Annotated in this window: 27 protein-coding genes; 15 read left to right on the top strand and 12 right to left on the bottom strand. The window is 73.9% G+C overall.

Features of this window, described 5'->3' with window-relative positions:
* The first annotated feature begins 62 nt into the window (after positions 1-62).
* The 8 genes from BLW85_RS03090 (at position 63) to BLW85_RS03055 (ending at position 7038) form a co-directional block, all read left to right on the top strand.
* Positions 63-815 (top strand): GNAT family N-acetyltransferase, encoded by a 753-nt coding sequence (locus tag BLW85_RS03090; RefSeq protein WP_074990461.1) that lies wholly within the window; start codon positions 63-65, stop codon positions 813-815.
* A 285-nt stretch (positions 816-1100) separates the two neighbouring features.
* Complete coding sequence (locus tag BLW85_RS03085) at positions 1101-2051, top strand: urea transporter (protein WP_079172243.1); 951 nt, start codon at positions 1101-1103, stop codon at positions 2049-2051.
* 4 nt (positions 2052-2055) lie between these two features.
* Positions 2056-2361: an urease subunit gamma gene (locus tag BLW85_RS03080; protein ID WP_070029403.1), complete on the top strand. Its 306-nt coding sequence runs from the start codon at positions 2056-2058 to the stop codon at positions 2359-2361.
* Between the two features lie 31 nt (positions 2362-2392).
* Complete coding sequence (locus BLW85_RS03075; protein ID WP_074990458.1) at positions 2393-2803, top strand: urease subunit beta; 411 nt, start codon at positions 2393-2395, stop codon at positions 2801-2803.
* Complete coding sequence (gene ureC / locus BLW85_RS03070; RefSeq protein ID WP_070029401.1) at positions 2803-4527, top strand: urease subunit alpha; 1725 nt, start codon at positions 2803-2805, stop codon at positions 4525-4527. Before BLW85_RS03075 ends, ureC begins: the two co-directional genes overlap by 1 nt.
* 98 nt (positions 4528-4625) lie before the next feature.
* Complete coding sequence (locus BLW85_RS03065; protein ID WP_070029465.1) at positions 4626-5312, top strand: urease accessory protein UreF; 687 nt, start codon at positions 4626-4628, stop codon at positions 5310-5312.
* 77 nt (positions 5313-5389) lie between these two features.
* The gene (ureG, locus tag BLW85_RS03060; protein WP_079172242.1) at positions 5390-6100 is read left to right on the top strand and encodes an urease accessory protein UreG; all 711 of its coding nucleotides are present in this window, start codon (positions 5390-5392) and stop codon (positions 6098-6100) included.
* A complete protein-coding gene (locus tag BLW85_RS03055; RefSeq protein WP_074990455.1) occupies positions 6097-7038 on the top strand; it encodes an urease accessory protein UreD in 942 nt (313 codons plus the stop codon). The genes ureG and BLW85_RS03055 overlap by 4 nt, the downstream gene beginning before the upstream one ends.
* A gap of 113 nt (positions 7039-7151) precedes the next feature.
* Here BLW85_RS03055 and BLW85_RS03050 read toward each other — a convergent pair whose 3' ends face one another.
* Entirely contained in the window at positions 7152-7373 is a 222-nt protein-coding gene (locus BLW85_RS03050; RefSeq protein ID WP_070029399.1) for a hypothetical protein, read from the bottom strand.
* Between the two features lie 201 nt (positions 7374-7574).
* Positions 7575-8699 (bottom strand): helix-turn-helix domain-containing protein, encoded by a 1125-nt coding sequence (locus tag BLW85_RS03045; RefSeq protein WP_074990453.1) that lies wholly within the window; start codon positions 8697-8699, stop codon positions 7575-7577.
* Between the two features lie 161 nt (positions 8700-8860).
* On the opposite strand from BLW85_RS03045, the gene BLW85_RS39950 reads away from it, so the two are divergent.
* The 3 genes from BLW85_RS39950 to BLW85_RS03030 are packed head-to-tail and all read left to right on the top strand — an operon-like array spanning position 8861 to position 12416.
* On the top strand, positions 8861-10213 hold the full coding sequence (locus tag BLW85_RS39950; RefSeq protein ID WP_107409059.1) for a flavin-containing monooxygenase: 1353 nt from the start codon (positions 8861-8863) through the stop codon (positions 10211-10213).
* The gene (locus BLW85_RS39945; protein WP_074990448.1) at positions 10210-11061 is read left to right on the top strand and encodes an SDR family NAD(P)-dependent oxidoreductase; all 852 of its coding nucleotides are present in this window, start codon (positions 10210-10212) and stop codon (positions 11059-11061) included. Before BLW85_RS39950 ends, BLW85_RS39945 begins: the two co-directional genes overlap by 4 nt.
* Positions 11058-12416 (top strand): MFS transporter, encoded by a 1359-nt coding sequence (locus BLW85_RS03030; RefSeq protein ID WP_074990446.1) that lies wholly within the window; start codon positions 11058-11060, stop codon positions 12414-12416. The genes BLW85_RS39945 and BLW85_RS03030 overlap by 4 nt, the downstream gene beginning before the upstream one ends.
* On the opposite strand, the gene BLW85_RS03025 is transcribed toward BLW85_RS03030, so the two are convergent.
* The 6 genes from BLW85_RS03025 to BLW85_RS03000 are packed head-to-tail and all read right to left on the bottom strand — an operon-like array spanning position 12407 to position 18494.
* A complete protein-coding gene (locus BLW85_RS03025; protein ID WP_074990444.1) occupies positions 12407-13267 on the bottom strand; it encodes an STM4011 family radical SAM protein in 861 nt (286 codons plus the stop codon). The genes BLW85_RS03030 and BLW85_RS03025 overlap by 10 nt on opposite strands.
* Before the next feature lie 10 nt (positions 13268-13277).
* Complete coding sequence (locus tag BLW85_RS03020) at positions 13278-14627, bottom strand: STM4012 family radical SAM protein (protein ID WP_074990442.1); 1350 nt, start codon at positions 14625-14627, stop codon at positions 13278-13280.
* Positions 14624-15430, bottom strand: a complete 807-nt coding sequence (locus BLW85_RS03015) for an STM4013/SEN3800 family hydrolase (protein WP_070029392.1) — start codon at positions 15428-15430, stop codon at positions 14624-14626. Before BLW85_RS03015 ends, BLW85_RS03020 begins: the two co-directional genes overlap by 4 nt.
* A 1-nt stretch (position 15431) precedes the next feature.
* Entirely contained in the window at positions 15432-16589 is a 1158-nt protein-coding gene (locus BLW85_RS03010; RefSeq protein WP_074990440.1) for an STM4014 family protein, read from the bottom strand.
* A complete protein-coding gene (locus BLW85_RS03005; protein WP_074990438.1) occupies positions 16570-17529 on the bottom strand; it encodes an STM4015 family protein in 960 nt (319 codons plus the stop codon). Before BLW85_RS03005 ends, BLW85_RS03010 begins: the two co-directional genes overlap by 20 nt.
* An 11-nt stretch (positions 17530-17540) precedes the next feature.
* Positions 17541-18494, bottom strand: coding sequence for an STM4015 family protein (locus tag BLW85_RS03000; RefSeq protein ID WP_074990437.1), 954 nt, complete (start codon positions 18492-18494; stop codon positions 17541-17543).
* Between the two features lie 177 nt (positions 18495-18671).
* Here BLW85_RS03000 and BLW85_RS02995 point away from each other — a divergent pair, with 177 nt between their 5' ends.
* Together BLW85_RS02995 and BLW85_RS02990 are read left to right on the top strand one after the other, a co-directional pair.
* The gene (locus BLW85_RS02995) at positions 18672-18998 is read left to right on the top strand and encodes a hypothetical protein (protein WP_074990435.1); all 327 of its coding nucleotides are present in this window, start codon (positions 18672-18674) and stop codon (positions 18996-18998) included.
* A gap of 158 nt (positions 18999-19156) precedes the next feature.
* Positions 19157-20173: a DUF6745 domain-containing protein gene (locus BLW85_RS02990; RefSeq protein WP_074995949.1), complete on the top strand. Its 1017-nt coding sequence runs from the start codon at positions 19157-19159 to the stop codon at positions 20171-20173.
* Positions 20174-20193: 20 nt separating this feature from the next.
* On the opposite strand, the gene BLW85_RS02985 is transcribed toward BLW85_RS02990, so the two are convergent.
* A complete protein-coding gene (locus BLW85_RS02985; protein WP_074995948.1) occupies positions 20194-20568 on the bottom strand; it encodes a winged helix-turn-helix transcriptional regulator in 375 nt (124 codons plus the stop codon).
* A 100-nt stretch (positions 20569-20668) separates the two neighbouring features.
* Here BLW85_RS02985 and BLW85_RS02980 point away from each other — a divergent pair, with 100 nt between their 5' ends.
* A complete protein-coding gene (locus tag BLW85_RS02980; protein WP_074990433.1) occupies positions 20669-21304 on the top strand; it encodes an NAD(P)-dependent oxidoreductase in 636 nt (211 codons plus the stop codon).
* Positions 21305-21328: 24 nt separating this feature from the next.
* On the opposite strand, the gene BLW85_RS02975 is transcribed toward BLW85_RS02980, so the two are convergent.
* From BLW85_RS02975 to BLW85_RS02965, 3 genes are read right to left on the bottom strand one after another with little or no spacing between them, the layout of a single operon-like run.
* Entirely contained in the window at positions 21329-21886 is a 558-nt protein-coding gene (locus BLW85_RS02975; RefSeq protein WP_074990431.1) for a cysteine hydrolase family protein, read from the bottom strand.
* Between the two features lie 37 nt (positions 21887-21923).
* A complete protein-coding gene (locus BLW85_RS02970; RefSeq protein WP_074990429.1) occupies positions 21924-23333 on the bottom strand; it encodes an MFS transporter in 1410 nt (469 codons plus the stop codon).
* A complete protein-coding gene (locus BLW85_RS02965; protein WP_074990427.1) occupies positions 23326-23769 on the bottom strand; it encodes a MarR family winged helix-turn-helix transcriptional regulator in 444 nt (147 codons plus the stop codon). Before BLW85_RS02965 ends, BLW85_RS02970 begins: the two co-directional genes overlap by 8 nt.
* A 217-nt stretch (positions 23770-23986) precedes the next feature.
* Between BLW85_RS02965 and BLW85_RS02960 the strand changes: the two genes are divergently transcribed.
* Positions 23987-24940, top strand: a complete 954-nt coding sequence (locus BLW85_RS02960) for a DUF8017 domain-containing protein (protein ID WP_074990425.1) — start codon at positions 23987-23989, stop codon at positions 24938-24940.
* Positions 24941-24975 lie beyond the last annotated feature (35 nt).

The following is a 24975-nucleotide window of genomic DNA, read 5'->3' as shown; positions in this document are numbered from 1 at the left end:
GGCGGGACCGCCGTCCCGCCCCGCCCCGGAGCGCGGCCCCGCGCGCCGACTACCCTGTGCCCATGGCCGGTCCGCGTGAGTTGCGTTCCCTCGATGACGTCCGGGCCGCGGCGAACGGTGACCCGCTCCTGCTGTGGGCGGCAGGCGACCTGCTCGGCGGCGCGCGGGCCTTCTTCCTCGGTGAGGCCGCGGCGGTGGCGGCCCCCGGCCTGTCCGGTCGTGACCGGCTCGCCGTCACCGGACCCGCCGACGCCGCCGCGGCCCTGATCCGCGCGCTCCTGCCCCGGCTCGGCCCCACCTTCCGGCCCCTCGGCGACGAGAGCCTCGTCCGCGACCTCGTGACCCGACTTCCGGGACTGGAGTTCGTCGACGCCTTCGGCTGGATGCAGACGGACACCGCCACCGGCCACGGGGACGCGGCCTCGTGGCTGACCCCGTCGGATGATCAGGACGTCGCCCGGCTGCTGGACGAGGCGTTCCCGAACTCCCATGCCCGGCCCGGCCGCCCCGGCGTGCGCCGCTGGGCCGGGGTGCGCGAGGCCTCCGGGGCGCTGTCGGCGTGCGCCGCCGACGCCTGGAGCGCGCCCGGCGTCGGGTTCCTCGCCGGAGTCGCCGCCGCCGAGCGGGCGCGCGGACGCGGCGCCGGCACGGCCGTGTGCGGCCTCGTCCTGGACCGCCTGGTCGCCGACCACGGCATGGCCGCCCTGATGGTCGACGGCTGGAACACCGCCGCCGTCCGTCTCTACCGCCGCCTCGGACTGTCCTGGCGGCCGCTCGCCGCCGCCCGGGTCGCGGACCCCGTCCACCACCCCTGAGGGACCGCCCCACCGCCGGGCGATTGGTCTGCTCTTCACCTGGATCGGTCCAAGAGATGTTCAACGAACGGCTGGATCCCGGTCAAGGTGGTACTGCCGGGGCCCTCGGCTCGGACACGCTGCCTGCGGTGATCCCACTGCGTGTCCGGATGATCACCGCACGATGTCGATCTTGATGGCCGGAAGCGGGCGTAGTGTTCAACAGACCGTTGAAGCGACCCCATCTTCGCCGTTCCTCAAGGGCGTTGATGGCTCCTTCAGGTTTTTCACACAGGGAGAACACCCATGCCTACGGCGTCTCAGGCGGTGCGGCCCACGAGCTGGAGCCCCGTCGCCGTCGGGCGGACACAGGCGCGCGGTATCGCGCAGGTCGCGCTGAGCGCCAGCCCGTGGACGGGACTGCTGTTCCTCGTCGCGCTGTTCGCCGACGACTGGCGGATCGGCGTCTTCGGACTGCTCGGCACGGTGGCGTCCACCGGGACCGCCGCGGTGCTGCGCAGCGACCGGGACGGCCGCCTCGGACAGGGCCTCGAAGGATACTGCGGCTGCCTCGTCGGCATCGCGCTCCTCGTCCAGCTCGGCGCCTCGTGGCGGACCGCGCTGCTCGCCGTCCTCGCGGCGGCGGTCTGCTCGGTGCTCGGCGCGGCGGCCGTCCGCTTCCTGGACCGCGCCGGACTGCCGGTGCTGACCGCCCCGTACTGCCTCGTCGCCGGTGTCATGGCGATCGCGCTGCCCGCGGCCTCGGCGGCCCACGCCGCTCCGGCCGCGCGGACCGCCGGCCCGTCCCCGGCGGACCTCGGCCACGCCTTCTGCGACAACATCGGTCAGGTCTTCTTCCTCGACAAGTGGTACGCGGGCCTGATCGTGCTGGCCGGACTGCTCGTCACCTCCTGGCGGGTGGCCGTCGCCGCCGCCTGCGGCAGCGCCGTGGCGATCGTGACCGCCTGGGTCATGGGCCTGCCGGCCGACCGGCTGGCCGAGGGCCTCTACGGCTACAACGGAGTGCTCGTCGCCATCGCGCTGGCGGCGACCTTCCTCACCCCGACGCCCTGGACCGCCGGCTACGCCGTACTCGCCGTCGTGGCCTCGGTTCCCTTCACCACCGCCTGGACCGCCTTTGCCCAGCCGTCCGGCGGATCACCTTTCACCTGGCCGTTCGTAGTGACGACCTGGCTCTTCCTGGGGGCCGCGCCGGCGATGGACCGGCCCGGCATGTCGTACGAGAAAGCGAAGTGACGCCATGAACCTCTCACCGCGCGAAATCGACAAGCTCCACGTCTACGTGGTGGCGGACCTGGCCCGGCGCCGCAGGGACCGGGGCACCAAGCTCAACTACAGCGAAGCGGCCGCGCTGATCACCGAGGCCGTGCTCGAAGCAGCCCGCGACGGACACACCGTGGCCGAGTGCATGGAACTGGGCCGCAAGGTCGTCTCCGCCGACGACGTGATGCCCGGGGTGCGCGAGATGCTCACCGTCCTCCAGGTCGAGACGGCGTTCGTGGACGGAACGAAGCTGGTCACCTGCCACGACCCGATCAGCGCCTGACCCACCGCCTGAACCACCGAGGAGACCAACGATGTCGGGTGGAGCCCACTACCTCTACGGGGACGACCCCGTGGAGATCAACTCCGGCCGGGCCAAGGTCAGTCTCACCGTCGCCAACACCGGCGACCGTGCTGTCCAGATCGGCTCGCACTACCACTTCTTCGAGGCCAACCGCGCGCTGCGGTTCGACCGCGAGGCCGCGTACGGCATGCACCTGGACATCCCGTCCGGCACCGCCGTGCGCTTCGAACCCGGCGACACCCGCGAGGTCGAGCTGTGCGCCTTCGGCGGCACCCGACGGCTCGTCGGCTTCGCCGGACTCGTCAACGGCGGCCTGAACGCCGACGACACCCGGCGGGCCGCGCTGCACCGCGCGACGCACCGGGGATTCGCCACCACGAGCGGCAGCACCGACACCGAGAACGAGGGAGCCGACCACTGATGGCGATCATCCCGCGCCGGCAGTACACCGACCTGTTCGGCCCCACCGTGGGCGACCGGTTCCACCTGGCCGACACCAATCTGGTCGTCGAGGTCGAGTACGACCACAACGCCGGCTCCTACGGCGACGAGGCCGTCTACGGCGGCGGCAAGGCCATCCGCGACGGCATGGCCCAGGACCCCGCCGCGCTCAACCGCGAGGGCGCCCTCGACCTGGTGATCACCAACGTCGTGGTCCTCGACCCGGTCCTGGGCGTCGTCAAGGGCGACATCGGCGTCCGCGACGGCCTGATCGTCGGGGTCGGCAAGGCCGGCAACCCCCATGTGCAGAACGGCGTGGACCCCAAGCTGGTGATCGGGCCCGGCACCGAGGTGATCTCCGGCGAGCACTTGATCGCCACCGCCGGCGGCATCGACAGCCACATCCACTTCATCTCGCCCCAGCAGGCCCAGGAGGGCCTGTCCAACGGCATCACCACCTTCTTCGGCGGCGGCACCGGACCCACCGACGGCAGCAACGGCACCACCTGTACCCCCGGCCCGTGGAACATCCACCGGATGCTGGAGGCCGCCGAGGACCTGCCGGTCAACGTCGGCCTGCTCGGCAAGGGCAACGGCAGCCTGCCCGGGGCGCTGCGCGAGCAGGTCGACGCGGGTGCGGCCGGCCTGAAGGTGCACGAGGACTGGGGCGCCACCCCCGCCACCATCGACAACGCGCTGCGGATCGCCGACGAGTACGACGTACAACTCGCCATCCACACCGACACCCTCAACGAGGGCGGCTTCTTCGAGGACACCCTGTCCGCGATCGATGGCCGGACCATCCACACCTTCCACACCGAGGGCGCGGGCGGCGGTCACGCCCCCGACATCATGCGGGTCTCCGGCGAGCCCAACGTGCTGCCGGCCTCGACCAACCCCACCCTGCCGTACACCATCAACTCGGTGGACGAACTGCTGGACATGGTGATGGTCTGCCACCACCTGTCCCGCAACATCCCCGAGGACGTGTCGTTCGCCGACAGCCGGGTGCGGGCCGAGACCATCGCGGCCGAGACGGTGCTGCACGACCTCGGCGTGATCAGCATCTTCTCCTCCGACTCCCAGGCCATGGGGCGGGTCGGCGAGTCCTTCGCCCGCGCCTTCCAGACCGCGCACCACTGCAAGGAGATGCGCGGCACGCTGGCCGAGGACAGCTCCCGCAACGACAACGCGCGCGTCCTGCGCTACCTCGCGAAGCTCACCATCAACCCCGCGATCGCGGTGGGCGCCTCCGATGTGATCGGCTCGCTGGAGCCCGGCAAGCTCGCCGACATCGTGCTCTGGCCGATCCACTCCTTCGCCGCCAAGCCCAAACTGATCATCAAGGGCGGCATGGTGAACTGGGCGCTGATGGGCGACCCCAACGCCTCCCTGCCGACGCCCCAACCGGTCTACTACCGGCCCATGTTCGGCTCCTACGGCCGGGCCCGGCAGCGCACCTCGGTCACCTTCATGTCCCAGGCGTCCATCGCCGCCGGCGTCCCCGGCGAGCTGGGCCTGCACCGCCGGATCGAGCCGGTGCGGCGCTGCCGGACCGTCGGCAAGCAGCACATGGTCCGCAACGACGCGCTGCCGCGGATCGAGGTCGACCCGGAGACCTACAAGGTCACCGTGGACGGCGAGCCCGCCACCATCGAGCCCGCCGAACGCCTCCCGCTCAACCAGCTCTTCTACATCGTCTGACCCGCCCGGCACCGGCCCCGGGGCGCCTTTCGCGCCCCGCGGCCGGACCGCGGCGGGCGCCCATCCGGCAGGAACGGAGACCCGGTGTGAACGACCCGATGCCGACCCAGGCGCTGCTGACCGGGCTCCAGCTCACGGACTCGGCCTTCCCCAGCGGCTACTACACCCTCTCGCACGGCCTGGAGGGCTTCCAGCAGGCCCGCGCGGTCACCCCGCGGAGCCTGCCCGCCCTCCTGCACGACCTGCTCCGGCACAGCGCGGGACCGGCCGACGCGACCGCCCTCGCCCTCGCCCACCGCGCGGTCGGCACCGAGGACTGGGACCAAGTGGTGGCCGTGGAACGGCGGTTGTACGCCACCAAGCTGGGCCGGGAGGCCCGCCAGGCCGTCGTCCGCACCGGCCGGCAACTGCTCGACCTGGCCGGCGAGGTCTACGGCACGCCACCGATCGAGCAGTACCGGACCCTGTACCGCGCGGGCACGGTGCGCGGCTGCCAGCCGGTCGTCGCGGGCGTCGTCCACGCGGCGGCCGGGCTCACCACCCGGCAGGCGGTCACCTGCGAGCTGTTCGCCTTCGCGGCCAGCTTCGTGGGGGCCGCCCTGCGCCTGCGGCTGACCGACCACCGCCGGGCCCAGGTCGTGCTGCACGGCGCCGCCCCGGTGATCGAGGAGACCGTCGAGGCGGCCCTGTGCCGGGAGTTGCCCGATCTGGGCGGCTGCGTGCCCGTCGCGGACGTGATGGCGGGCCGGCACGAACGCGCGGAAGCACGGCTCTTCGCGAGCTAGGCCTTCAGGGATTTCCACCGGAGCGGCAGCCGGAACCGCACCCGACAAGACACACCATCGAGGACAAGGAACCCTCCATGCACGACCCCACCCAGGTACGAGGCTCCGCACACCACCACGACCACGACGAGTTCGTGAAGCGCCCCGCGGACGGCGTGCTGCGCGTCGGCGTCGCCGGACCGGTCGGCTCGGGCAAGACCGCGCTGATCGAGGCGCTCGTCCCGGTGCTCATCCAGCGCGGCCGCACGCCCGCGGTGATCACCAACGACATCTACACCTCCGAGGACGCGGCCCACGTGCGGCGCACCCTCGCCGGGGTCCTCGACGCGGACCGCATCGTCGGCGTCGAGACCGGAGCCTGCCCGCACACGGCGGTCCGCGACGACCCGACCATGAACCAGGCCGCCGCCGACGAGATCCTGGAGCGCTTCCCCGAGGTGGACACACTGCTCTTCGAGAGCGGCGGCGACAACCTCACCCTCACCTTCAGCCCGGCGCTCGTCGACCTCTTCCTGTTCGTGCTGGACACCGCGGAGGGCGACAAGATGCCGCGCAAGCGGGGCCCCGGCATCACCGAGTGCGAGCTGCTCGTCATCAACAAGATCGACATCGCCCAGTACGTGCGCTGCGACCTGTCGCAGATGGAGTCGGACGCCCATCACGTCCGCCAGGGACGGCCGGTGGTGCTCACCAACTCCCTGACCGGCGAGGGACTGGAGACCATCGCCGACTTCCTGCTGTCCCACGAGGCCGCCCACCCGGCCGGCCGGGAGACGGCCACCGCATGACCACGGCGCCCGCGCGGCTGGACCCCGCACACTACGAACCCCGCCGGACACCGGCCCGGATGCTCGACCTCACCGGCCCGGCGGACACCCTGGCCGCCGGGCGCCCCGGCAAGGTCGGCCTGCTCGAACTGCGCTACGCGCGCGTCGGCGACCGCACCGAACTCGTGGACCGCTACCAGAAGTCGCCCCTGCAGATCATGCGCCCGCTGTACGTCGACCCCCTGCGGCCCGACATGCCGGTGACCTATCTGATGTCCACGGGCGGCGGCATCGTCCAGGCCGACCGCAACCGCCTCGACATCGACTGCGGGCCCGGCACGGCGGTGCACCTGACCACACAGGCCGCCACCAAACTGCACCGGATGGAGTTCGACCACGCCACCCAGGTCGTCAACCTCCATGTGCAGAAGGACAGTTACGTCGAGTACCTGCCGGACCCGCTGATCCCGTACCGGGACGCGCGCTTCTACCAGCACACCCAGGTGACCGTCGACCCCACCGCCACCGTGCTGCTGGGCGAGACCATCGCCGCCGGCCGGCTGGCCCGGGGCGAACGGCACGCCTACCGCATGCTCTTCAGCGACCTGGAGATCACCCGCGGGGACGGCGATCTCCTGGCCGTGGACACCGTACGCCTGGACCCGGGCGAGCCCGGCTCGGTGACCGGCCCGGCGGTGTTCGCCGGACACGACCTGATGGCCACGCTCTACGTCGTCTCCCCGCTCGCGCCCGCGGCGCGGATCGCCGACGCGCTGCACGAGGCGCTGGCGGACACCGGCGCGGTCTTCGGGGTGAGCGTGCTGCCCGACGACTGCGGGGCCTGGGTGCGCGTCCTGGGCAGCGACTCGCCCGCGATGACCCGCGCCCTGCACACCGCCTGGGACGCCGTACGCCGGCTGCTCATCGGCGTGTCCGCCCCGGACCTCCGCAAGACCTGACGGCGGGTCGCCCCGCGCATCCGTCCGGGGGCGACGCGAGGGCGACGGAGGGACGCCACAGTGGGACGCCACGACGGAGGGACGCCGCGACGACGCGCGGCGTCCCCGAGAGGTCAGCGCTTGGTGCAGACCTTGTGCGCCTTGACCCACACCCGCTTGCCGTTGTGGTTGGCGTAGTGCCCCTTGACCTTGTGGCAGTGGTGCGCCGTGGGATACGAACCCGGGGCGGCCTGCGGCGCCGCGGAGGCGGTTCCGACCGAGGCTACGGCCGCGCCGCTCGCCAGGATGCCCGCAGTGAGGCCGGCGGCCAGCGTGCGTGTGATGCGACCTCGCATAACTGCACTCTCCTTCTGCTTCGGCATGTTCTTGCCCTCAACCCATCGTCTGGGGCGCTTCTCCCGCACGCACGTCGATCAGGGGCCCGTGCGGTGCGCCGTCGTGGGCGTGGCCCGGCGGGGCCGCACGTCCACCGGGAGTCCGCTCATGGCCCGTCATCAGCGGGAGGTCCCCGCCCGTGACGAGCCGGTCACCCCGCGTCAGCCGGGTTCGCCCGAGCCCAGGCGGATGCGGCACAGCCACCACGCGTTCAGGGCGCCGAACGTGTCGAAGGGGTCGATGCCGGTGACGTCGGTGAAGCGCTGGACGCGGTTGCGCACCGTGTTGGGATGGACGAACAGGCGCTCGGCCGCCGAGGCCACGTCCCGGCCGGCCTCCAGCCAGGCGCGCACGGCGAGCGCCACCGGCTCGGCCTGGACTCCGAGCGCGGCCCACGCCGCGCGGTGACGGTCCGTCAGGACCGCCGCGAGATCGGCGCGTTCGGCCGCGGCCGCGAGGACGGCGACATCGGCGATGTGCACCACCCCGCGCCGCCCGGTCGACTCGGCGGCGGTCAGCGCGGCGAGCGCCAGCCGCCGCACGGTGCCCAGTTCCTCCGGCTCGGCCGGACCGGCCAGCCCCGCCACGGCACCGGCGCGGGCGGCGCGCGCCCCCGGTGCCTGGGCGCACACGCCGACCAGCAGGCCGTCGAAGTGCCCGGTGAGCGCCTGCGGCTGCTCGCGCAGCGAGCGCTCCAGACCGCCGTCCGGTCGGGCGACCAGCACCCACAGCCCGCCGGTGACGGGCAGTCCGGCCTCCGCGGCGGCCAGTGCGGCCGCCGAACCCCCTTCGAGCAGGCGCCGCAGGATCGTCGGGTCCCGGTCGCCCGCCCCCGCGGCCCGCCCGGTGCCGGCGGCGCGGTGAGCCAGGATCAGCCGGGCCCGCACCGCCTCGGCCCAGTCGTCGTACAGCTCGCGCACGTCGAGCAGCAGCCGGGCCTCGATCCCGGCCGCGGCCGCCGCCTCCCGGGCGCGGGACCAGATCGCGCGCTCGGCGACATGGATGGCGCCGAGCACCGCCTCGATGGGCACCCCCTGCCGGGCGCGGGTGTGCCCCAGCTCCGCCACGAAGGACAGCTCCGTCTCGGTCGGGCCCCGTCTGGCGGCCAGCGCCCGTGTCGCCGCGGCCAGCAGCGCGCGGGTGTGCCCGGCGATGTCGGCGGGTGCAAGCCCCGCGACCTCCCGCACCGCGGTGCGGACGCCGAAGACCACGGACGGCAGCAGATCGTCCTCACCGACGACCCGCTCCATCAGGTCCACCACGCTGTCCCAGTCCTCGTGCCGCATGCGCGGCATCCTCGCCCCCGGTTGTGGCACGGCACAAGGGAACGGCCGAATCGGGTGCCGCGTGACATGTTCCCGCACGGTGCGCGGACCCTACGGTTGGGCGCGGCCACAACCTGGATGGCCGGCCCCCTCTTGTCCCCGTCCCTCCCGAGGAGATGCGCATGCCCCCTGCCCACCGGGTCGCCGTGATCGGCGCCGGAGCGGCCGGTCTCGCCGCCGTCAAGGCCCTGCTCGACGCGGGCGTCGAGGCCGTCGCCTACGAGAAGGGCGACCGCCCCGGCGGGCTGTGGGCGCGCGACAACGCGAGCGGGCTGTCCCCGGCGTACCGCTCCCTGCACCTCAACACCAGCAAGCGCCGCACCGAGTTCGCCGACCACCCGATGCCCCGGCACTGGCCGGACTATCCGTCGGCCGACCTGGTGGCCGGCTATCTCGCCGACTACAGCACCCGGTTCGGGCTCACCGGACACATCCGCCTCGGCACCACGGTGACGTCCGTCGAACGCGCGGGGGAGGGCGGGTGGACGGTGACGACCGACTCCGGCGACACGGACCGCTACGCCGGGGTGGTGGTGGCCAACGGCCACAACTGGCTGCCCCGCCGGCCCGATCCCGCCTACCCGGGGCACTTCGCCGGCGTCGAGATGCACGCCCACGACTACCGCACCCCCGAGGTCTTCCGGGACCGGCGGGTCCTCGTCGTCGGCATGGGCAACTCCGCGATGGACATCGCCGTCGACGCCTCCCACGTCGCGCGCGGCCCCGTGCTGCTGTCCGCGCGCAGGGGCGTCCACATCGTCCCCAAGTACCTCTTCGGGCGGCCCTCCGACGCGACCGGCGGAGCGCTGGCGGTGCTGCCCTGGCGGGTGCGCCAACGCGTCGCCGGGACCCTGCTGCGGCTGGCCGTCGGCACCCCGCAGCGCTACGGCCTGCCCGCGCCCGAAGGCGGGCTGTTCCAGAACCACCCCACGATCAGCGACACCATCCTGCACCGCCTCACCCACGGCGAGGTGGCCGCCCGCCCCGGCATCGACCGCCTCGCCGGGGACACGGTCGTCTTCGCCGACGGCACCTCGGCACCGGTCGACGTGATCGTCTGGGCCACCGGATACCAGGTCCACATCCCTTTCCTGGCCGCCCGCTGGGTGGGCGACGACCCGGAGCAACTACCGCTCTACCAGAGGGTGTTCCACCTCGACGACCCCAGCCTGACCTTCGTCGGGCTGATGCAGTCCACCGGAGCCGCGCTGCCCGTGGTGGAGGTCCAGGCCAAGCTGGCCGCCGCCTGGTTCTCCGGCGGCTACGCCCTGCCCCCGGCCGCGGAACAGCGGCGCGCCGTCGACCGCGCCCTGCGCGCCGCGGTCGCCCGCTGGGGCGACCGGCGCCCGCGGATGCGCATCGACTTCGACCAGTACCTCGCCGCCGTACCGCGCGAGATCGCGGCCGGCCGTGCCCGGCTGCGGCGCGGCGCCCGCCCGTTCACCGCCACCACCCGTGAGGGGAGCCCCGCATGAAGGCCACACCCGCTCGCCGCCGGGGCCCGCGCGACGCCCGCGGACTGCGCGTGCTCGTCACCGGCGCGTCCGGCACCTTCGGCCGGGCGATCTGCGCCCGGCTCACCGGACTCGGCGCCCACGTGGTCGGGTTGGACCTCACACCGCGCCCGGACGACCCGGTCGAGGTGCTCGCCTGCGACATCACCGACGACGACGGCGCGGCCACCGCCGTGGCCACCGCGATCGACCGGCTCGGCGGGCTCGACCTGCTCGTCAACAACGCCGGTGTCGGCGGGCCCGCCCCGGCCGAACTGCCGCCCGGGGCCGAGGTGCGGCGCCAGCTCGACATCAATCTGCTCGGCGCCTGGCGGGTGACCGCCGCGAGCGTGCCCGCCCTGGTGGCGTCCCGGGGCCGGATCGTCATGGTCTCCTCGCGGATGGCCGCCATGCAGCTGCCCCTGGCCGCGGCGTACGGCGCCTCGAAGCGGGCCCTGGTGGCCTACGCGGACGCACTGCGCCTCGAACTCGGCACCCACGTCGGCGTGACCTGCGTGTACCCGTCGGCGGTGCGCAGCCCGATCCACGACTCGACCGCCGCCGCCGGGCTCTCCCTGGAGGGCATGAGCAGCTACGAGCCGCTGGAGGGCGTCGTCGACACGGTGCTGCGCGCCGCACTCGGCCGCCGGGTGCGGCGCGACCTGCCGACCACCCGGCGCGGCGCCGTCGAGTTCTTCCTGGCCCGCCATCTGCCCTCCGTCACCGACGGGATCATCGCCAGGACGCTCGCCGCCCGGGCCCGCTCCGGCGCGTTCGAAGGAGCCGAACTGGCCGCCGGCGTGGTCGGCCGCCACTCGGAGACCCGGTGAGCGCGGCCACCCCCACGACGGCGCGGGACGGCACCTGCGCCCGCCCCCGGGCCGCCGACCTCACCCGGTACGCCGCCGGATCGGTCGGGATGGGCGTGTGGGTCACCGTACCGGGCCTCCTCCTGCTCTACTTCCTCACCCGCACGCTCGGCGTCCCCGCCTTCTGGGCCGGCGTCACCCTGTTGCTGCCGAAGATCGTCGACGTCGTCGTCCATCCCCTCCTCGGTTCGCTGACGGACCGCCAGGCCCGCCGTACGGGTCACCGGCGGGGCATGCTCCGGACGGGTCTCGGGCTGACGGCCGCGTGGATCGCGCTGTTCTCCGTCCCCGCGGGTCTGTCCGGGGCGTCGGCCGCGCTGTGGGTCGGCTGCTGGTGCGTCGCCGGCAACCTGCTGTTCGCCTGCTTCCAGGTGCCGTATCTGACGACGCCGTCCGACCTGCGGATCGGCTACCACGAACGCACCCGCGTGTTCACGTTCCGGATGGTCGGCCTCACCCTGGGACTGCTCCTGTCCGGCGTCGCCGCACCGGCCCTGGTGGCCTCGGGCGGCCAGAGGGCCTACGCGTGGATGGCCCTGCTGCTGGCCGGACCGATCCTCGTGTCCCAGCTGGTCGCCCTGGCCGGCGTCCGGGGACTCACCGGCCGCTGCGGGTTCCGGCCCCCGGACGCCCGCGCCCACCCCGCCCGCGACGACATCCGGGCAGCCTGGCGGGACCGCGACTTCCGGGCGCTCGCGCTGTCCTACCTGTGCACCGGGACCACCACCCACCTGTTCCTCGCGGGCGTGCCCTTCTACACCGAGTACGTCCTCGGCGACCGGGCCCTGACCGCCCTGCTGATGGGCGCGTTCCTGGTCCCGGCGACCGTCGCGGGCCCCGGCTGGCTGCGGGTGTCGGGACGCATCGGCAAGCAGAACGGGCTGCTCCTCTCCCAGGGCGTCTTCGTCGCGGGCTGCCTCGCCCTGCCGGCCGGGGCACGGCTCGGCGCCGCCGGTGCCGCCGCCCTGGTCGCCGTCATGGGCGCCGCGTTCGCCGGACTCCAGCTGTTCGCCTTCTCCATGCTGCCGGACGCGGTGGCCGCGGCCGGGACCCGCGCAGGCGTCCGCGCGGGCGCCTACACCGGGGTGTGGACCGCGACCGAGGCGGCCGGCACCGCGCTCGGCCCCTACCTGTACTCCGCGGTCCTCGCCCTCGGCGGCTTCGTGTCCACCACCGAGGGCCGGTCCGTGCCGCAGTCACCCACCGCGCACACCGCGCTGCTGCTGGGCTTCACCGCGGTGCCGGCCGCGCTCATGGCGGTCGCGATGGTCTTCCAGCGCCGCTGCGGCCTCGACGGCGGCCCGCGTCAGCGGTGAACCAGCGGCATCCCCGCCGGTATCCGCTCCAGCACCCCGCCCGCGAACACGTCGTACAGCGGCAGCGTCTCCAGATGGACGTAGCCGATGTGGCAGTCGCACACCGCGAGCGGACAGGCGCGCGGACGCAGGGCCCGCCGGTAGGAGCCGTCGTAGAGGTTGCCCAGCTGCGCGCGGACGAAATGGCAGCGGCGCACCGTGCCCTCCCCGTCCACCGACACGACGGACTCCCCGGTGCGGCACGGCAGACCCGCGCTGCGATGCGGATGGCGGCTGTACGGGAACAGCGGGTCGAGCGCCGTCCACCGGTCCGCCTCGGCGTCGGTGTAGGTGTGCCCCTCGGCGGCGTTGACCCACAGGTACACCTGCTCGGGCAGGTCCGCGCGCAGGCGGCGGGCCTGCTCCAGGTGCTCGGGCAGGCCCACCACGCCCACGCTGTACCGCATTCCGCGGTCGGCCAGGTCGCGGCACTTGCCGAGGAAGCGGTCGTACGGTGTCTGCCCCGGGTGGTAGGTGCACCACAGCGCGAGCGTGTCCGCGTCGGCCGCGTCCAGCCAGTCGGTGCGGCAGCTCAGGTTGGTCTGGATCGCCACCCGGCGGATGTGCGGCAGCCGGCTCAGCTCCACGAGCGCACGCCGGTACCAGGAGCGCACCAGCCCCTCGCCCCACGGGGTGAACAGCAGCGAGAGCCGGTCGCCCTCCTGTGCGGCCGCCCAGCCGGCGAACCGCTCCAACGCGGCCCGGTCGGCCGCCAGTTGGGCATGGCTGTCCCGGCGCTTGGCGAACGGGCAGTACGGGCAGTCGTAGTCGCACGACGCCAGCGGGCCCCGGTAGAGAATCGTCAGATCCACGCTCGCCCGCTCACTTCGGCTCGTAGGCGGCCATCCGCGCGCGCACCGCGGCGGAGAACAGCTCGGGGCCCAGCGCGTCCGAATGGGCCAGGCCCTCCGGGGACAGACGCAGCAGCCCCGGCCCGGCGTCCTCGTCCAGCCACCCCCGGTCGCGGAACCGGTCCAGCTCGGCGGGGAAGTCGTCACCGGGCGCGGTGCCGAACCGGGCCCGGTAACCGGAGGTCTCCATCCCCTCGGCCTGGAGCAGCGACTGGAGCAGATGGCGGCGACGGGCCTCGTCCCCGTCCATCTCCCAGCCGAAGTCCGCGTGCCGGAAACCGTCGGTGGTGCGCGCGGTGTACACGTCGACGATCGAGCGTATGCGGTGCATGTCCACGGCGTAGTCGAAGGAGTAGTGCAGCCGGGAGGTGTACGAGCGGGCGCCGCAGCCGAGGCCGACCATGCCGTCGGTCTGGCACGCGTAGTCCTCCCCGCCGGTGACCGGGGCGTCCGCGTGGCGGAACATCCGCATCGAGACCTGCTCGTAGCCGTGCGCGAGCAGATGGTCCCGGCCGTGGCGGTACAGCCGCAGCCGCTGCTCGTCCCAGTCGGCGTCGCCGGACACCCGCTCGGGCCGCCTGCCCAGACCGGTGAGCGGGCGCACATAGAGGGGGTAGAGGTACAGCTCCTCGGGCCGCCAGGCGAGGGCGGCGTCCAGGGAAGAGGTGAACGACCTCTCGGTCTGGCCGTCGATGCCGTAGATCAGGTCGATGTTGAGCACCGGGATGGCGGCGTCACGGATCCGGCCGAGCGCCGCCTCCACGTCCGCCCGCCGCTGGGGGCGTACGGCCGTGCGCGCCTCGGCGTCGTCGAAGCTCTGCACGCCCAGGCTCAGCCGGGTGGTGCCGCGCGCGGCCAGCACGGCCAGCCGGTCGGCGGTCGCCGTGGCCGGTGACGCCTCCACCGACAGCGGGACGGCGGCCAGATCGGCGCCCAGTCCCTGTTCGGCCAGGTCGCACAGCCGCTCCAGCTCCGCCGCCTCCAGGAACGTCGGAGTGCCGCCGCCGAAGGCCGCGTTGGCGAACCGGGCCCCGTCGCCCAGGGCCTCGCGCACCGCCGACGCCTGGCGCTCCAGCGCGTCCAGGTAGGCGGTGGTCAGCCCGTCCGGCGCGCCGATCCGCGTGAAGAGGTTGCAGAATCCGCAGCGCACCTCGCAGAACGGGATGTGGAAGTAGAGCGAGAGGGCGTCCTTCGGCTCGTCCGCCCACAGGGCGCGCAGCGACGCGCGCTCCGGGGGCAGCGGACGGTACGCGGTCTTGTGCGGATAGGCGTAGACGTACTGCTGGTACGGGCGGACGGCAGCCGCCGTGGTGATGGTCATCGTGCCTCGTCGACGAAGAAGTGGGCATAGGGGACGGTCCAGACGACCTCGTGGCCGATGCGGTGACCGGTGTGGCCGTCCTCGCCGTACGCGGTGCCGTGGTCGGAACAGACGATCGCGAAGCACGGGCGGCGGCTGCCGGCCGCCGCCAGCAGCCGGCCGATGTGCCGGTCCACGTATTCGAGGGCCGCCGCGTGGGACTCCCGGGTGTCGCCCGCCTCGCGGGTGGCTCCGGGACGGTGGAACCAGTTGGGCTGGTGCAGGGCCGCCACATTGACGAAGAGGAACAGGCGCCGCTCCTCGGGAAGACCGGCGACGACCTTCTCGGCGCACGCCACCTGGGCCTCGAACGAGGTGGGGGAGGCCACCCCGAACTCCGGCTCCCAGTGGCTCTCCTGGAACATCCCCGGCAGCACCGAGCCCAGCGGCCCCTGCTTGTTGAAGAAGCCCACCCCGCCGATGCACACCGTGTGGTAGCCCACGGCGGCCAGACCCGAGACCAGGTCCGGTGTGTCGTACACGAAGGTGCCGTCCGCCGTGCTCTCACTGCCCGCGAAGCGCGCCGCGAACAGCCGCGGGTGCGGGCCCGGCGTGGCCGGTGTCGGCAGGAAACCGGCGAACATCGCCTGGTGGGAGGCGTAGGTGAAGCTGCCGGGCGCGTGCCGGCGCTCCCAGCCGCCGCCGGGCAGATGCCGGGCCAGGTTCGGGATGCGTCCGGCCGCCGCCAGCTCCTGTGCCACGTCGTAGCGGAGGGTGTCGAGCGTGACCAGCAGCAGATCGTGGCTGCCCACGATCTCGTTCATGTCAAGCGGGGGTGTCATGGTGGTGCTCCTCGCGTTCCGTCCGCCGCGCGGCGGACGGCGCCGCGGCGACCTGCGCGGCATAGGTGTCCAGGTTCTCGGCGCCGCTGCCGGGCAGTCCGGTCAGCCGGGGCAGCAGGTCCCCGAAGGCGTTCACCTCGCCGACGGCGAAGCGGCGCCATCCGACGGCCGGCAGGATGTCCACGCCGACGCACAGCGTGCCCGGGAAGCACGCGGCCGCCCGCTCGGCCACCTCCAGCACCGAGGCGAAGTCGCCGCCCGCGGCCCGGATCGCCTCGCGGGCCGCGTCCAGATCGCCCCGGGCGCCGCCGAGATGCAGATTGGTCATGGGGTGCCGGCTGGTCCGCACGACGGCGTGGGTGGCGCGGCCCGCGACCACCACGACCCGCAGATCGGCCGCCCGGCCGCCCTGCGCGGCCTTGGGCAGCCACCGCTCCACATGGATCCCGTCCGGGGCCAGGGCGTCGACGAGCGCGGCGACCTCGCCCTCCGCGGTGTAGTCGCGCACCCGCAGGGAGTTGTACAGCCGGCCGTCCGGGGTCCGTTCCACGGACGTCGTCGCCTTGATCCGGCCGGGGCCGGCCAGTGACAGGGCCACGACACCGGAGGCCGAGGAGCCGTGGGCGGGCTTCACGAACGCCCGCCGGATCCGGGCCTGCCCGAGTCCCCGCTTGAGCGCGTCCCAGCCGTCGATGCCGCCGGTCAGGGCCGGGGGGACCGGGACGTCCGCGGCGGCGAGCCGGGCATGGCAGCGCCGCTTGTCGAACAGCACGGCGATCTCCTCCGGGTCCGCGCTGGTCACCGCGCCCGCGCGGTGCGCCGCTCGCGTCAGCTCCCGCACGGCGGCGGTGAAACGGCGGTGCCACAGTGCCGTGCCCTCGACCCGGGTGGGCTCGTCGGTGCCCCGCAGCAGCCGGTCGACCTCCGCGTTCTCCCCGGGCGAGTCGATCCGCACCCACTCGCCCGGTGCGAAGGCGTACCGGCCGCGCAGCACGTCCCGCCAGGCGAGCACCCGCGGCGCGGCGTGTCCCGCCGCGCGGACGGCGTCGGCGAACATCGTCGACCGCCGGTTCTCGGGGTTGCCGACGACGGCGAACCGGGGGCCCGCACCGGGGGCCGGACTACTCGGAGACGGCCACATAGCGCCCCTCCTCGTTCCGCCACTGGTGCGGGACCTGCCGGTCGGACAGGTCCACCTCGGTCCCGGCGGAGCCGAGGGCCGCGCGGAGCCGGTCGGCCATGGCCTCGCCGACGAAGTGGTGGTGCAGGTCGAGCCGCCGCAGACGGGTCAGCGGCTGGCCGTTCAGCAGGGCCTCGGCACCGGTGTCGGTCAGGGTGCCCATCGACAGGCTCAGCGACTCCAGCTGGGCCACGACCGGCGCCGAGGCGACCGCCGTCGCGATCTCGTCCTGCAACTCGCTGTCCTGGAGGCCGAGATGACGCAGCGCCGGGAAGGCACCGCCGGCCAGGATCGGCGCGAGGTCGGCGACCGTCGCGTCACCGCCGTACGCCGCAACGCCCAGCCACAGCTCCAGCCGCTCCAGAGCGGGCAGTTCACAGGCGCCGACCGCCCGCACCACCTGCCCGGGCAGACCGCCCGACTCGAACCGGAGGGCGCGCAGGGCCGCATGGCGCACCGGACGCAGCGCGAGCGACTCCTCGCCGAGCCCGGTGCCGCCGCGCACGCCCAGCTCCTCCAGCAGCGGGAAGCGCTCCAGGACCGGGGTGACATCGGTGAGCTGGAGCCAGGAGATCTCGCACTCCTCGCCGACGACGTCGGCGAGGAACAGGGCACGCAGCGCGGGGAAGCGCTCGGCGTCGGCCAGGAGCAGCTCCAGCACCGGGCGCAGTTCGCCGTACTCGTCCTGCCACCAGGGCCCGATGACCAGGGCCCGTACGTCCGCGCTGGGCACGCGCTCCCTGAAGCTCTGCCAAACCTCCGGGAACGGCAGGTCCCCGGCCGCGAAGCAGTCCAGCCGCCAGGCCACGTCGCCGGTGGCCGGCAGCGGCTCCTCGCCCGGTTCGGGCAGGGTGAAGACGGGCAGTCCGTGGAAGGTGTCGAGGTGTTCGGCGAAGGTCATGGCAGCCCTCCTCACTCCGCGACGGCGGTGTAGCGGTGGACGACGCCGTCGTGTTCCCAGGTGTCACCGGGCTCGGACAGGTCGACCTCGACACCGGAGGGTTCCAGCGCCGCCCGGACCCGCTCCGCCACCGGCTCGGTCACGTAGTTGTGGCGCAGGTCGAGCCGGTTCAGGTGGGTGAGCGGCTGGCCGTCGAGCAGCGCCGTCACTCCCTCGTCGGTGAGCACGCCGAGGGAGAGGTCGAGCGAGGTGAGCTGGGCGACGACCGGGGCCCCCGCGACGGCGGCGGCGATCTCGTCCTGGATCTCGCTGTTGCGCAGGCCGAGGTGGCGCAGTGCCGGGAAGGCGCCCCCGGCCAGCAGCGGCGCGAGGTCGGCGACGGTGGCGTCCCCGCCGTACTCCTCCACACCGAGCCATATGTCCAGGCGCTCCAGCGCGGGAAGTTCACTGGCGGCGACGCCGCGCACGACGTCGCCGGGCAGGCCGCCGGCCTCGAAGCGGAGGGTGCGCAGGTGCCGGTGCCGGACCACGGGGAAGCGCAGCTCGCTGCCGCCGCGGCTCCCGAACTCGGCCAGCAGCGGATAGGCGTCGAGGACCGGGGTGACGTCGGACTGCTGGATCCAGGAGATCTCCGCCTCCTCCATCTCCAGGTCGCCGATGAACACGGCCCGCAGCCCGGTCAGCCGGTCCCGCGCCCGCACGAGAAGATCCACCACCTCGCCCGAGTCGCCGTCGTACACCTCGCCCCACGGGCCCACGACGATCGCGCGCACCCCGGCGGGGTCCACGGAGCCGAGGAAACGCTCCCACAGTTCCTCGAACGTCTCGTCCGAGTCCCCGTAGGGGTCGACGGCCAGCCGCCACGCCACCTCGCCCGCGCCCGGCAGCTCCCGCTTCTCCTCGGGGGCGGGGAAGTCGAAGGCCGGGAGGCCGTGCAGTTCCTTCAGGTGCTCGACGTACGACATGACGCGCTGGCCTCCTGGACCGTGATCGTGCGGTGGTTGCCAAGAGTTGTACCAACCCGCACTGACAACGCGGTTGACGGGCCGTGGGAAGGCCGGGGCGGGGGCCGTTGTCAGACCCTCCGCGTAGCGTCGTGGACATCGGTCGGCGCCAGGTGCCGACGGGGAAGGGAGACACGCATGTACCGGCAGGGAGACGTCCTGATCGTGCCCGTGGCCGAGGACGCGGTGCCCCCGGGCACCGAGCGGCTGCCGCGCAGGCCGCGGGACGCGCGGGGCCGGCTGGTGCTGGCGCTCGGGGAGGTCACCGGACACGCGCACGCGGTGGTCGGGCCGGGGACCCTGGTCCAGGAGGCCGGTCCGTTCGGTGCCGCCTACCTCCATCTCCCGGACGGCGGACGGGTGGTGCACGAGGAGCACGCGGCGATACCGCTGCCCAAGGGCTGGTACCGCGTGGTGCGGCAGCGGGAGTACGTGCCGGGCGCCGTCCGGGGCGTGGCGGACTGAGCCGGCGGGGCGCGACGGAGACTTCGGTGAGCGGGGAAGCGATGGAGACGGTGAGCGGGAAGACGATGACGACGGGGAACGCGACGGTGCCGACGCCGGTCGGTACCGAGCCGATGGGCACGCGGACGGCCGGCACGGCACCGAGCGGATCGGAGCCGCTGGACGCGGTGCGCGAATGGCGGGAGGTGGCGGCGGCGACCGGTGCCGCGGACCGCCCCGCCGCCGAGGAGGGCGTGCGCCTGGCCTACCGGCTGGCGGGCCTGCCCGAGCCGGAGACCATCCTCTGGGCGGACTCGCCCCGCGCGGGCGCGGCGCTGGCCGCCCGGCTCACGGCGCGGGGCACGTCCGGCCGCAGCGTCCGCGACGCGGTGCGCGACCGGCCGTGGGCCACGGCGCGGGGGCGCCTCCTCGACCGGCTCGGACCGGCCGGCTGGGCCGGGCACTGGGCCCTGACCGGCGCCCGGCTCTGGGACGGCATGGTCATGTTGACGGACCGCATACGGACCGGGGTGACGGACGAGTCCGGTGGCGCGCAGGGAGCGGAACAGGCCGTCCGGCTGGTGCTCCTGGACGCGGTGCTGGGCCAGCACGACGCGGCCTGGCTGGCGGCCTTCGCCGGCCAGGAGGGCGCGGACGCGCTCGACGGCATCGCCGCGGTGGCCCGCGCCGCGGGCTGGTGGTGGCCGTACGAGAAGACCGCGATCGTCTGCGAACGGCCCGTGGCGCTGCACCGGGACGAGGCGGGCCGGCTCGACCGAGGCGACGGCCCCGCGCTCGCCTTCCCCGACGGCTTCGCGCTGTACGCCTGGCGCGGGATGCCGGTGCCCGCCGCGTTCCTCGACGAACTCGACGGGCTGACACCCCGCCGGATACGCGAGGAGGAGAACGCCGAACTGCGCCGCGTGATGCTGGAGCACTACGGCTACGACCGCTATCTGAAGGAGTCCGGCGCCAAGCCGGTGCAGCGGGACGAGACGGGCGTGCTCTGGCGCGTGGAACTGCCGGGCGACGAGCCGCAGGTGATGGTCGAGGTGGTCAACTCCACCCCGGAGCCGGACGGCACGCACCGCACGTACTGGCTGCGCGTCCCGCCGCGCACCCGCACCGCTCGGGAGGGGGTCGCCTGGACGTTCGGCCTGGAGGAGGCGGAGTACGCGCCGCAGCGGCAGACCTGAACCACGGCCGCCCCGCCCCCTCAGCGGGGCAGGCGGGCCTGTGCCGCCTCACGGGCGTCGAGCACCTCGTCCAGGTGCGCCTCCGCCCAGTCCCGCGCTGCGTCCAGCAGCCCCAGCAGACTGCGGCCGAGCGGGGTGAGCCGGTACGCGACGTGCCGGGGAGCCCCGGCGGACTCGGTGCGGACGACGAAGCCGTCACGTTCCAGCGCGCGGAGCGACTTGGTGAGCACCTTCGGGGTGATGTTCCGCAGCGGCACCCGGAGTTCGGAGAACCGCCGGGGGCCCTCCGCGAGACATTGGATGATCATTCCGGCCCATTTGTCGCCCGCGCGGAACGGCATCAGGCCGGAGGGGCACACGGGGTCGAACATCTCCGGGTCCAGCGGTGTGGTCACCGGGCCACCGTAGTGCGGTATCCGGGCGGAAACCACGGGGTCGGCTACCTTTCCGGGCATCTCGGCGAACAGGCGAAGGCACGGAGAGGCGGGGTGGCTCATGGGCGCGATCATCGTGTTCGGCGCGGGCGGACGGGTGGGGCGGGCGGCCGTCGAGGAGGCCCGGCGTCGCGGCCACCACGTGACCGCGGTCGTCCGGACACCGGCCGGGCACCGTGGTCTCGAAGCGGCGGGGGTCCGTCTGCTGGCCGGCGACGTCACCGACGCGGATGCCGTCGCCGCCTTCGCGGCCGGCCGGGACGCCGCCGTCATGGCCGCCTACGATCCGGGCGCCCGGCCCGAGGTCTTCTTCCCGGCCGCCGCCCGCGCGCTCCTCGACGGGCTGGGGCGGGCGCGGGTGGGCCGGCTGGTGGCCGTCGGCCTGTCGGCCGCGCTGGAGACCTCCGACGGGACACCCCTGATGGACACCCCGGGCTTTCCCCGGGAGTACCGAGCCTTCGCCGCCGGGCACGCGGCCGGCACCGATGTGTGGCGTGCCTGCGCCGGCGGGCCGGACTGGGTGGTCGTCAGTCCGGCCGGCGACTTCGACCCCACCGGGGCGCGCACCGGCGGCTACGGCCTGTCCGGCGCCGACACGGCCGCCCGCGTCTCGCACGGCGACTTCGCGATCGCCCTGCTCGACGAGATCGACGCGCCGCGCCACCACCGCACGCACGTGGGCGTCGTCGGGGCGTGACCGCGGCGGACGGGCGGGGCGTGCTCAGGCGGCGGCGCCGAGGGCGCGTCCCCACGCCTCGACCGTGGTGACCTCGCCGCGCCGGGCGAGGACGCGGTCGACGAGCGTGTCGTGCAGGTCGGGGTCGGGATCGGCGCAGGCGTCGGACAGCACGGTGACCCGGTAGTCGAGATCGGCGGCCTGGAGGGCGGTGGACAGCACGATCCCGCCGGTCGCGATGCCGGCCAGGACGAGATGGCCGATGCCCTGGGCGGCCAGGATCTGCCGGAGGTTGTTCCCGGCGAAGGCGCTGACGCGGTTCTTGTGGACGACGATCTCACCGTCCGCGGGCGCGACATCGGGGTGGATGGCGGTGCCGGGGTCGTCGGGGGTGAACAGGTGCGGCGGCAGGGCACCGAAGGTCTTGTTGCGCGGGTGGGCGTCGATGTGTCCGGGCCGCAGCTGAAGCGCCACATGGATGACCGGGACACCGGCGGCGCGGGCGGTGTGCAGGGCGCGCACCGCGCGGGGCAGGTAGTCGTCGGGCACGTGCGAGAGGTGGCCGGCCTGGAGATCCATGAGCAGCAGGGCGGTGCGGGACATGGTGGTGCCTTTCGGGTGAAGTCGGGGGAGGGGCGGGCTACTTGTCCGCCGGTGTGGGTGCCGTGCGCCCGAGGGTGCGGTCGAGGACGGTCACGAGGAGGTAGAGCACACCGGCGCCGAGCATGATCCAGGCGAGCTGGTGCATGCCGCCGGTGTCGGCGCGCCGCCCGAAGGACGCTGCGGTCGCCGAGGAGGCGATCATCGAGCCGATGTAGGCGAAGGTGCGCAGCAGCCCCGCCGAGGAGGCGACCCGCTCGGGATCGGCCTGGAAGTAGACGGAGTTCTGCAGGGCCAGGCTGTTCAGCCCCTGCGGGACGCCGAACACCAGGGCGACCAGGAGGAGCGCCCACAGGGCGCTGCCCGCGCCGAGCGTCAGCATCACCAGGCAGGCGACGATCTGCCCGGCCGCGCCGACCAGCAGCTTCCCGCGCACGCCGGAGCGCCGCCCGGAGACGAGCGAGACGCCGATCGCCACCAGGAACATGGGGATCTGCACCAGACCGGCCCGGAACGGGCTCAGCCCGTAGCCCTCCTCGGTCCACTGGCTGAAGCCGTAGAGGAAGGAGTAGGAGACGACGTAGGCGACGACCGCGCGGCCGTAGGTGGCCAGCAGCGGAGTGTTGCCGCCGAACACCCTGAGGTCGATGAACGGGGTGGCGGCGCGCAGCTCGCGCAGCGCGAACCCGGCCGCGAAGGCGGCGGCGACCACCAGCAGGTACCAGGTGCGCGGGTGCGGGTTCATCAGGAACAGCAGCAGCGAGGTGAGCGTCGCCGCGAACAGCGCCATGCCGGGCAGGTCGAGCTGTGCGACCAGCCGGCCGTGCCCCGCGGGCCCGGCGGCGGCCGGCTTGGGCAGCCAGAGCAGGCCCAGCACCACGGACACGGCGGACAGCGGCACGTTCAGCGCGAAGGTGGTGCGCCAGCCGCCGGCCGCGATCAGCAGACCGCCCAGCAGCGGGCCGATGACGGCGATGGTCTGGTTGGCGACCGCCAGCGCGGTCAGCACCCCGCCGGGACTGTCCCGCCCGGTGCGCTTGGCCTCGCTGCGCAGCAGCGCCATCGCGGCGGGGTAGCCCGAACAGGTGCCGAAGCCGAGCAGGACGCGCGCGACGATCAGCACCGCCATGTTCGGTGCCAGGGTGCCGACGACGCCCGCGACGCCGACGAGGCTGGTGCTGAGCAGGAAGAGCCGGCGCGGCCCGAACAGGTCGATGAGCCGGCCCACGACCGGCTGCCCGAGCGAGGTGGCGAGGTAGAGGGCGGAGACCAGCCACGCGGTCTGCGACGCCGGCGCGCCCAGGGCCTTGCCGATGGGGACGAGCGCGACCGAGATGATCGTGGAGTTGATCGGGTTCAGGATCGAGCCCAGCATCATCGGCGGCAGCAGCCGCCGGTCGAAGGCGGCCCCGTCCGTCTTCGTCATGGCCCCGGGTCGCGTCTCAGTCATGGATCAGCCGTTCCAGCACGGCCATGGCGGCGATCACGGTCCTGCGTTCCTCCTCCGTGCACCGGTCCAGCCGCTCCGCGAGCCATTCGGTGCGGATCTGCCGCCCCTGCTCCACCCGGCGGCGGCCCTCCGGCGTCAGTGCGATCAGCAGACGCCGCCCGTCGTCCGGGTCCGGGGTCCGCTTCACCAGGCCCAGCGCGGCGAGCCCGGCGACCATCGAGGTCATCGACTGGTGCCGCATCCCCTCGGCGGCGGCCAGCTCGCTCGCCGTGACGTTCCCCTTGTCGGACAGCCGGGCCAGCACGGATGCCTGGCCCAGGGTGATGTCCTCCGCCTCGGAGGCCTTCAGGATGCGCCGCCGCAGCCGGCTGATCACCGCGCGCACATCACGCGACGCCTGCACCGCCGACGGCGACGGACTCGGGTTCTCACTCATGACCCGCAGCCTAATCTGTACAGCCTGGGCTGTACAGTTTGCCTGTGTGACCCGGCGGGCTCGTCGGATGCGCCGTCGCCTCCAAACCATCGAAGGGAGCGTGGAGTTCGACGATCGGTCCGCGTTCGCGAGGCCGCGCCCGAGCGCGGACGGTCCGGCGGCGGACCGGTCCACCCCTGGCCGGGGCCGGGCGGAGCCCGCCGTATCGTTGCCTCGCATGTGGCCAGAACAGCCACCGGGGGGCGGACGGGATCCGCAGTGGCCCCCGGTCGAACAGCCGAACCCGTACCAGCAGCCGGGGTACCACCAGCCGAACCCCCATCAACCGCCGCAGCCGCGGCAGGCACCCACGCCGCCCGCCGGGGCGCCCGCGGGGCCGCCGCCGGGCGGTGGCCGACCGGACCGCACCCGGCTGGTCGCCGTGGTCGCCGCCGCGGCCGTCGTCGCCGCCGCGGGGATCACCGGTTTCCTGCTCCTCGGCGGCAGACACGACGAGGCCGGCCCGGGTCCCACCCCGACCGGCCCGCCGCAGCCGAGCACGGCCGACCCCCGCGCGGCCGACGGCCGCACCGCCACGGTCAAGGGCTGGAAGGTCGTCACCAACCCGGCCCAGGGCATCGCCTTCGACGTCCCGCCGCAGTGGAAGCTCCAGACCCCCGACTGGGTCACCTACGTCTCCGAGAACGGCGACCCGGACGACAAGCCGCTCATCGCGATGCGGGCGCCCGCCGCCCTGCGGCCGGCGTGGTGCTCCGCGGACGGGAACAAGGACGGCACCCCGGAGGACACCCCGCTGGCCACCGCGGGCAGCAGGCGCAACAACGGCGCCCGCAGCACCGCTCAGATCGCCGGCGCCGACCCGAGGACCTGGGTGTACGGCATGTACACCCAGCCCGACAAGACCGAGGTGAAGTCCGGCACCGTCGAGCCGTTCACCACGGACTCCGGGATCAGGGGCGAACTGGGCAGCGCCTGGTCCGTGGGCGTGCGGAAGCCGGCCGAGTGCGCCACGAACGGCAAGGCGTGGACCTTCGCCTTCGAGAACGGCCAAGGGGACCTGGTCTCCTGGTCGTTCGTCGGTGTCAAAGGCGTGGACGGCGAGGTGGCGGACGCGACGGTACGGAAGATCGCCGCCACGGTGCGGATCTACAAGTCCCCGTCGGACTCCTGACGTTGCCGCGCACCGGCCCCCGGAGCCGCCGCTCA

The organism is Streptomyces misionensis, from assembly GCF_900104815.1.
Classification (GTDB): Bacteria; Actinomycetota; Actinomycetes; order Streptomycetales; family Streptomycetaceae; genus Streptomyces; species Streptomyces misionensis.
This window is presented reverse-complemented; position numbering and strand designations above follow the sequence as displayed.

Coding starts and splice junctions, on each gene's coding strand:
- BLW85_RS03050 (WP_070029399.1), bottom strand. CDS start 7,373: ATGCGAGGTCGCATCACACGCACGCTGGCCGCCGGCCTCACTGCGGGC.
- BLW85_RS03075 (WP_074990458.1), top strand. CDS start 2,393: ATGTCGGGTGGAGCCCACTACCTCTACGGGGACGACCCCGTGGAGATC.
- ureC (WP_070029401.1), top strand. CDS start 2,803: ATGGCGATCATCCCGCGCCGGCAGTACACCGACCTGTTCGGCCCCACC.
- BLW85_RS03005 (WP_074990438.1), bottom strand. CDS start 17,529: ATGACCTTCGCCGAACACCTCGACACCTTCCACGGACTGCCCGTCTTC.
- BLW85_RS03090 (WP_074990461.1), top strand. CDS start 63: ATGGCCGGTCCGCGTGAGTTGCGTTCCCTCGATGACGTCCGGGCCGCG.
- BLW85_RS03020 (WP_074990442.1), bottom strand. CDS start 14,627: ATGACCATCACCACGGCGGCTGCCGTCCGCCCGTACCAGCAGTACGTC.
- BLW85_RS02965 (WP_074990427.1), bottom strand. CDS start 23,769: ATGAGTGAGAACCCGAGTCCGTCGCCGTCGGCGGTGCAGGCGTCGCGT.
- BLW85_RS03085 (WP_079172243.1), top strand. CDS start 1,101: ATGCCTACGGCGTCTCAGGCGGTGCGGCCCACGAGCTGGAGCCCCGTC.
- BLW85_RS03000 (WP_074990437.1), bottom strand. CDS start 18,494: ATGTCGTACGTCGAGCACCTGAAGGAACTGCACGGCCTCCCGGCCTTC.
- BLW85_RS03055 (WP_074990455.1), top strand. CDS start 6,097: ATGACCACGGCGCCCGCGCGGCTGGACCCCGCACACTACGAACCCCGC.
- BLW85_RS02960 (WP_074990425.1), top strand. CDS start 23,987: ATGTGGCCAGAACAGCCACCGGGGGGCGGACGGGATCCGCAGTGGCCC.
- BLW85_RS39945 (WP_074990448.1), top strand. CDS start 10,210: ATGAAGGCCACACCCGCTCGCCGCCGGGGCCCGCGCGACGCCCGCGGA.
- BLW85_RS02995 (WP_074990435.1), top strand. CDS start 18,672: ATGTACCGGCAGGGAGACGTCCTGATCGTGCCCGTGGCCGAGGACGCG.
- BLW85_RS03045 (WP_074990453.1), bottom strand. CDS start 8,699: ATGCGGCACGAGGACTGGGACAGCGTGGTGGACCTGATGGAGCGGGTC.
- BLW85_RS03010 (WP_074990440.1), bottom strand. CDS start 16,589: ATGTGGCCGTCTCCGAGTAGTCCGGCCCCCGGTGCGGGCCCCCGGTTC.
- BLW85_RS02970 (WP_074990429.1), bottom strand. CDS start 23,333: ATGACTGAGACGCGACCCGGGGCCATGACGAAGACGGACGGGGCCGCC.
- BLW85_RS02980 (WP_074990433.1), top strand. CDS start 20,669: ATGGGCGCGATCATCGTGTTCGGCGCGGGCGGACGGGTGGGGCGGGCG.
- BLW85_RS03080 (WP_070029403.1), top strand. CDS start 2,056: ATGAACCTCTCACCGCGCGAAATCGACAAGCTCCACGTCTACGTGGTG.
- BLW85_RS03015 (WP_070029392.1), bottom strand. CDS start 15,430: ATGAACGAGATCGTGGGCAGCCACGATCTGCTGCTGGTCACGCTCGAC.
- BLW85_RS39950 (WP_107409059.1), top strand. CDS start 8,861: ATGCCCCCTGCCCACCGGGTCGCCGTGATCGGCGCCGGAGCGGCCGGT.
- BLW85_RS02975 (WP_074990431.1), bottom strand. CDS start 21,886: ATGTCCCGCACCGCCCTGCTGCTCATGGATCTCCAGGCCGGCCACCTC.
- ureG (WP_079172242.1), top strand. CDS start 5,390: ATGCACGACCCCACCCAGGTACGAGGCTCCGCACACCACCACGACCAC.
- BLW85_RS03065 (WP_070029465.1), top strand. CDS start 4,626: ATGCCGACCCAGGCGCTGCTGACCGGGCTCCAGCTCACGGACTCGGCC.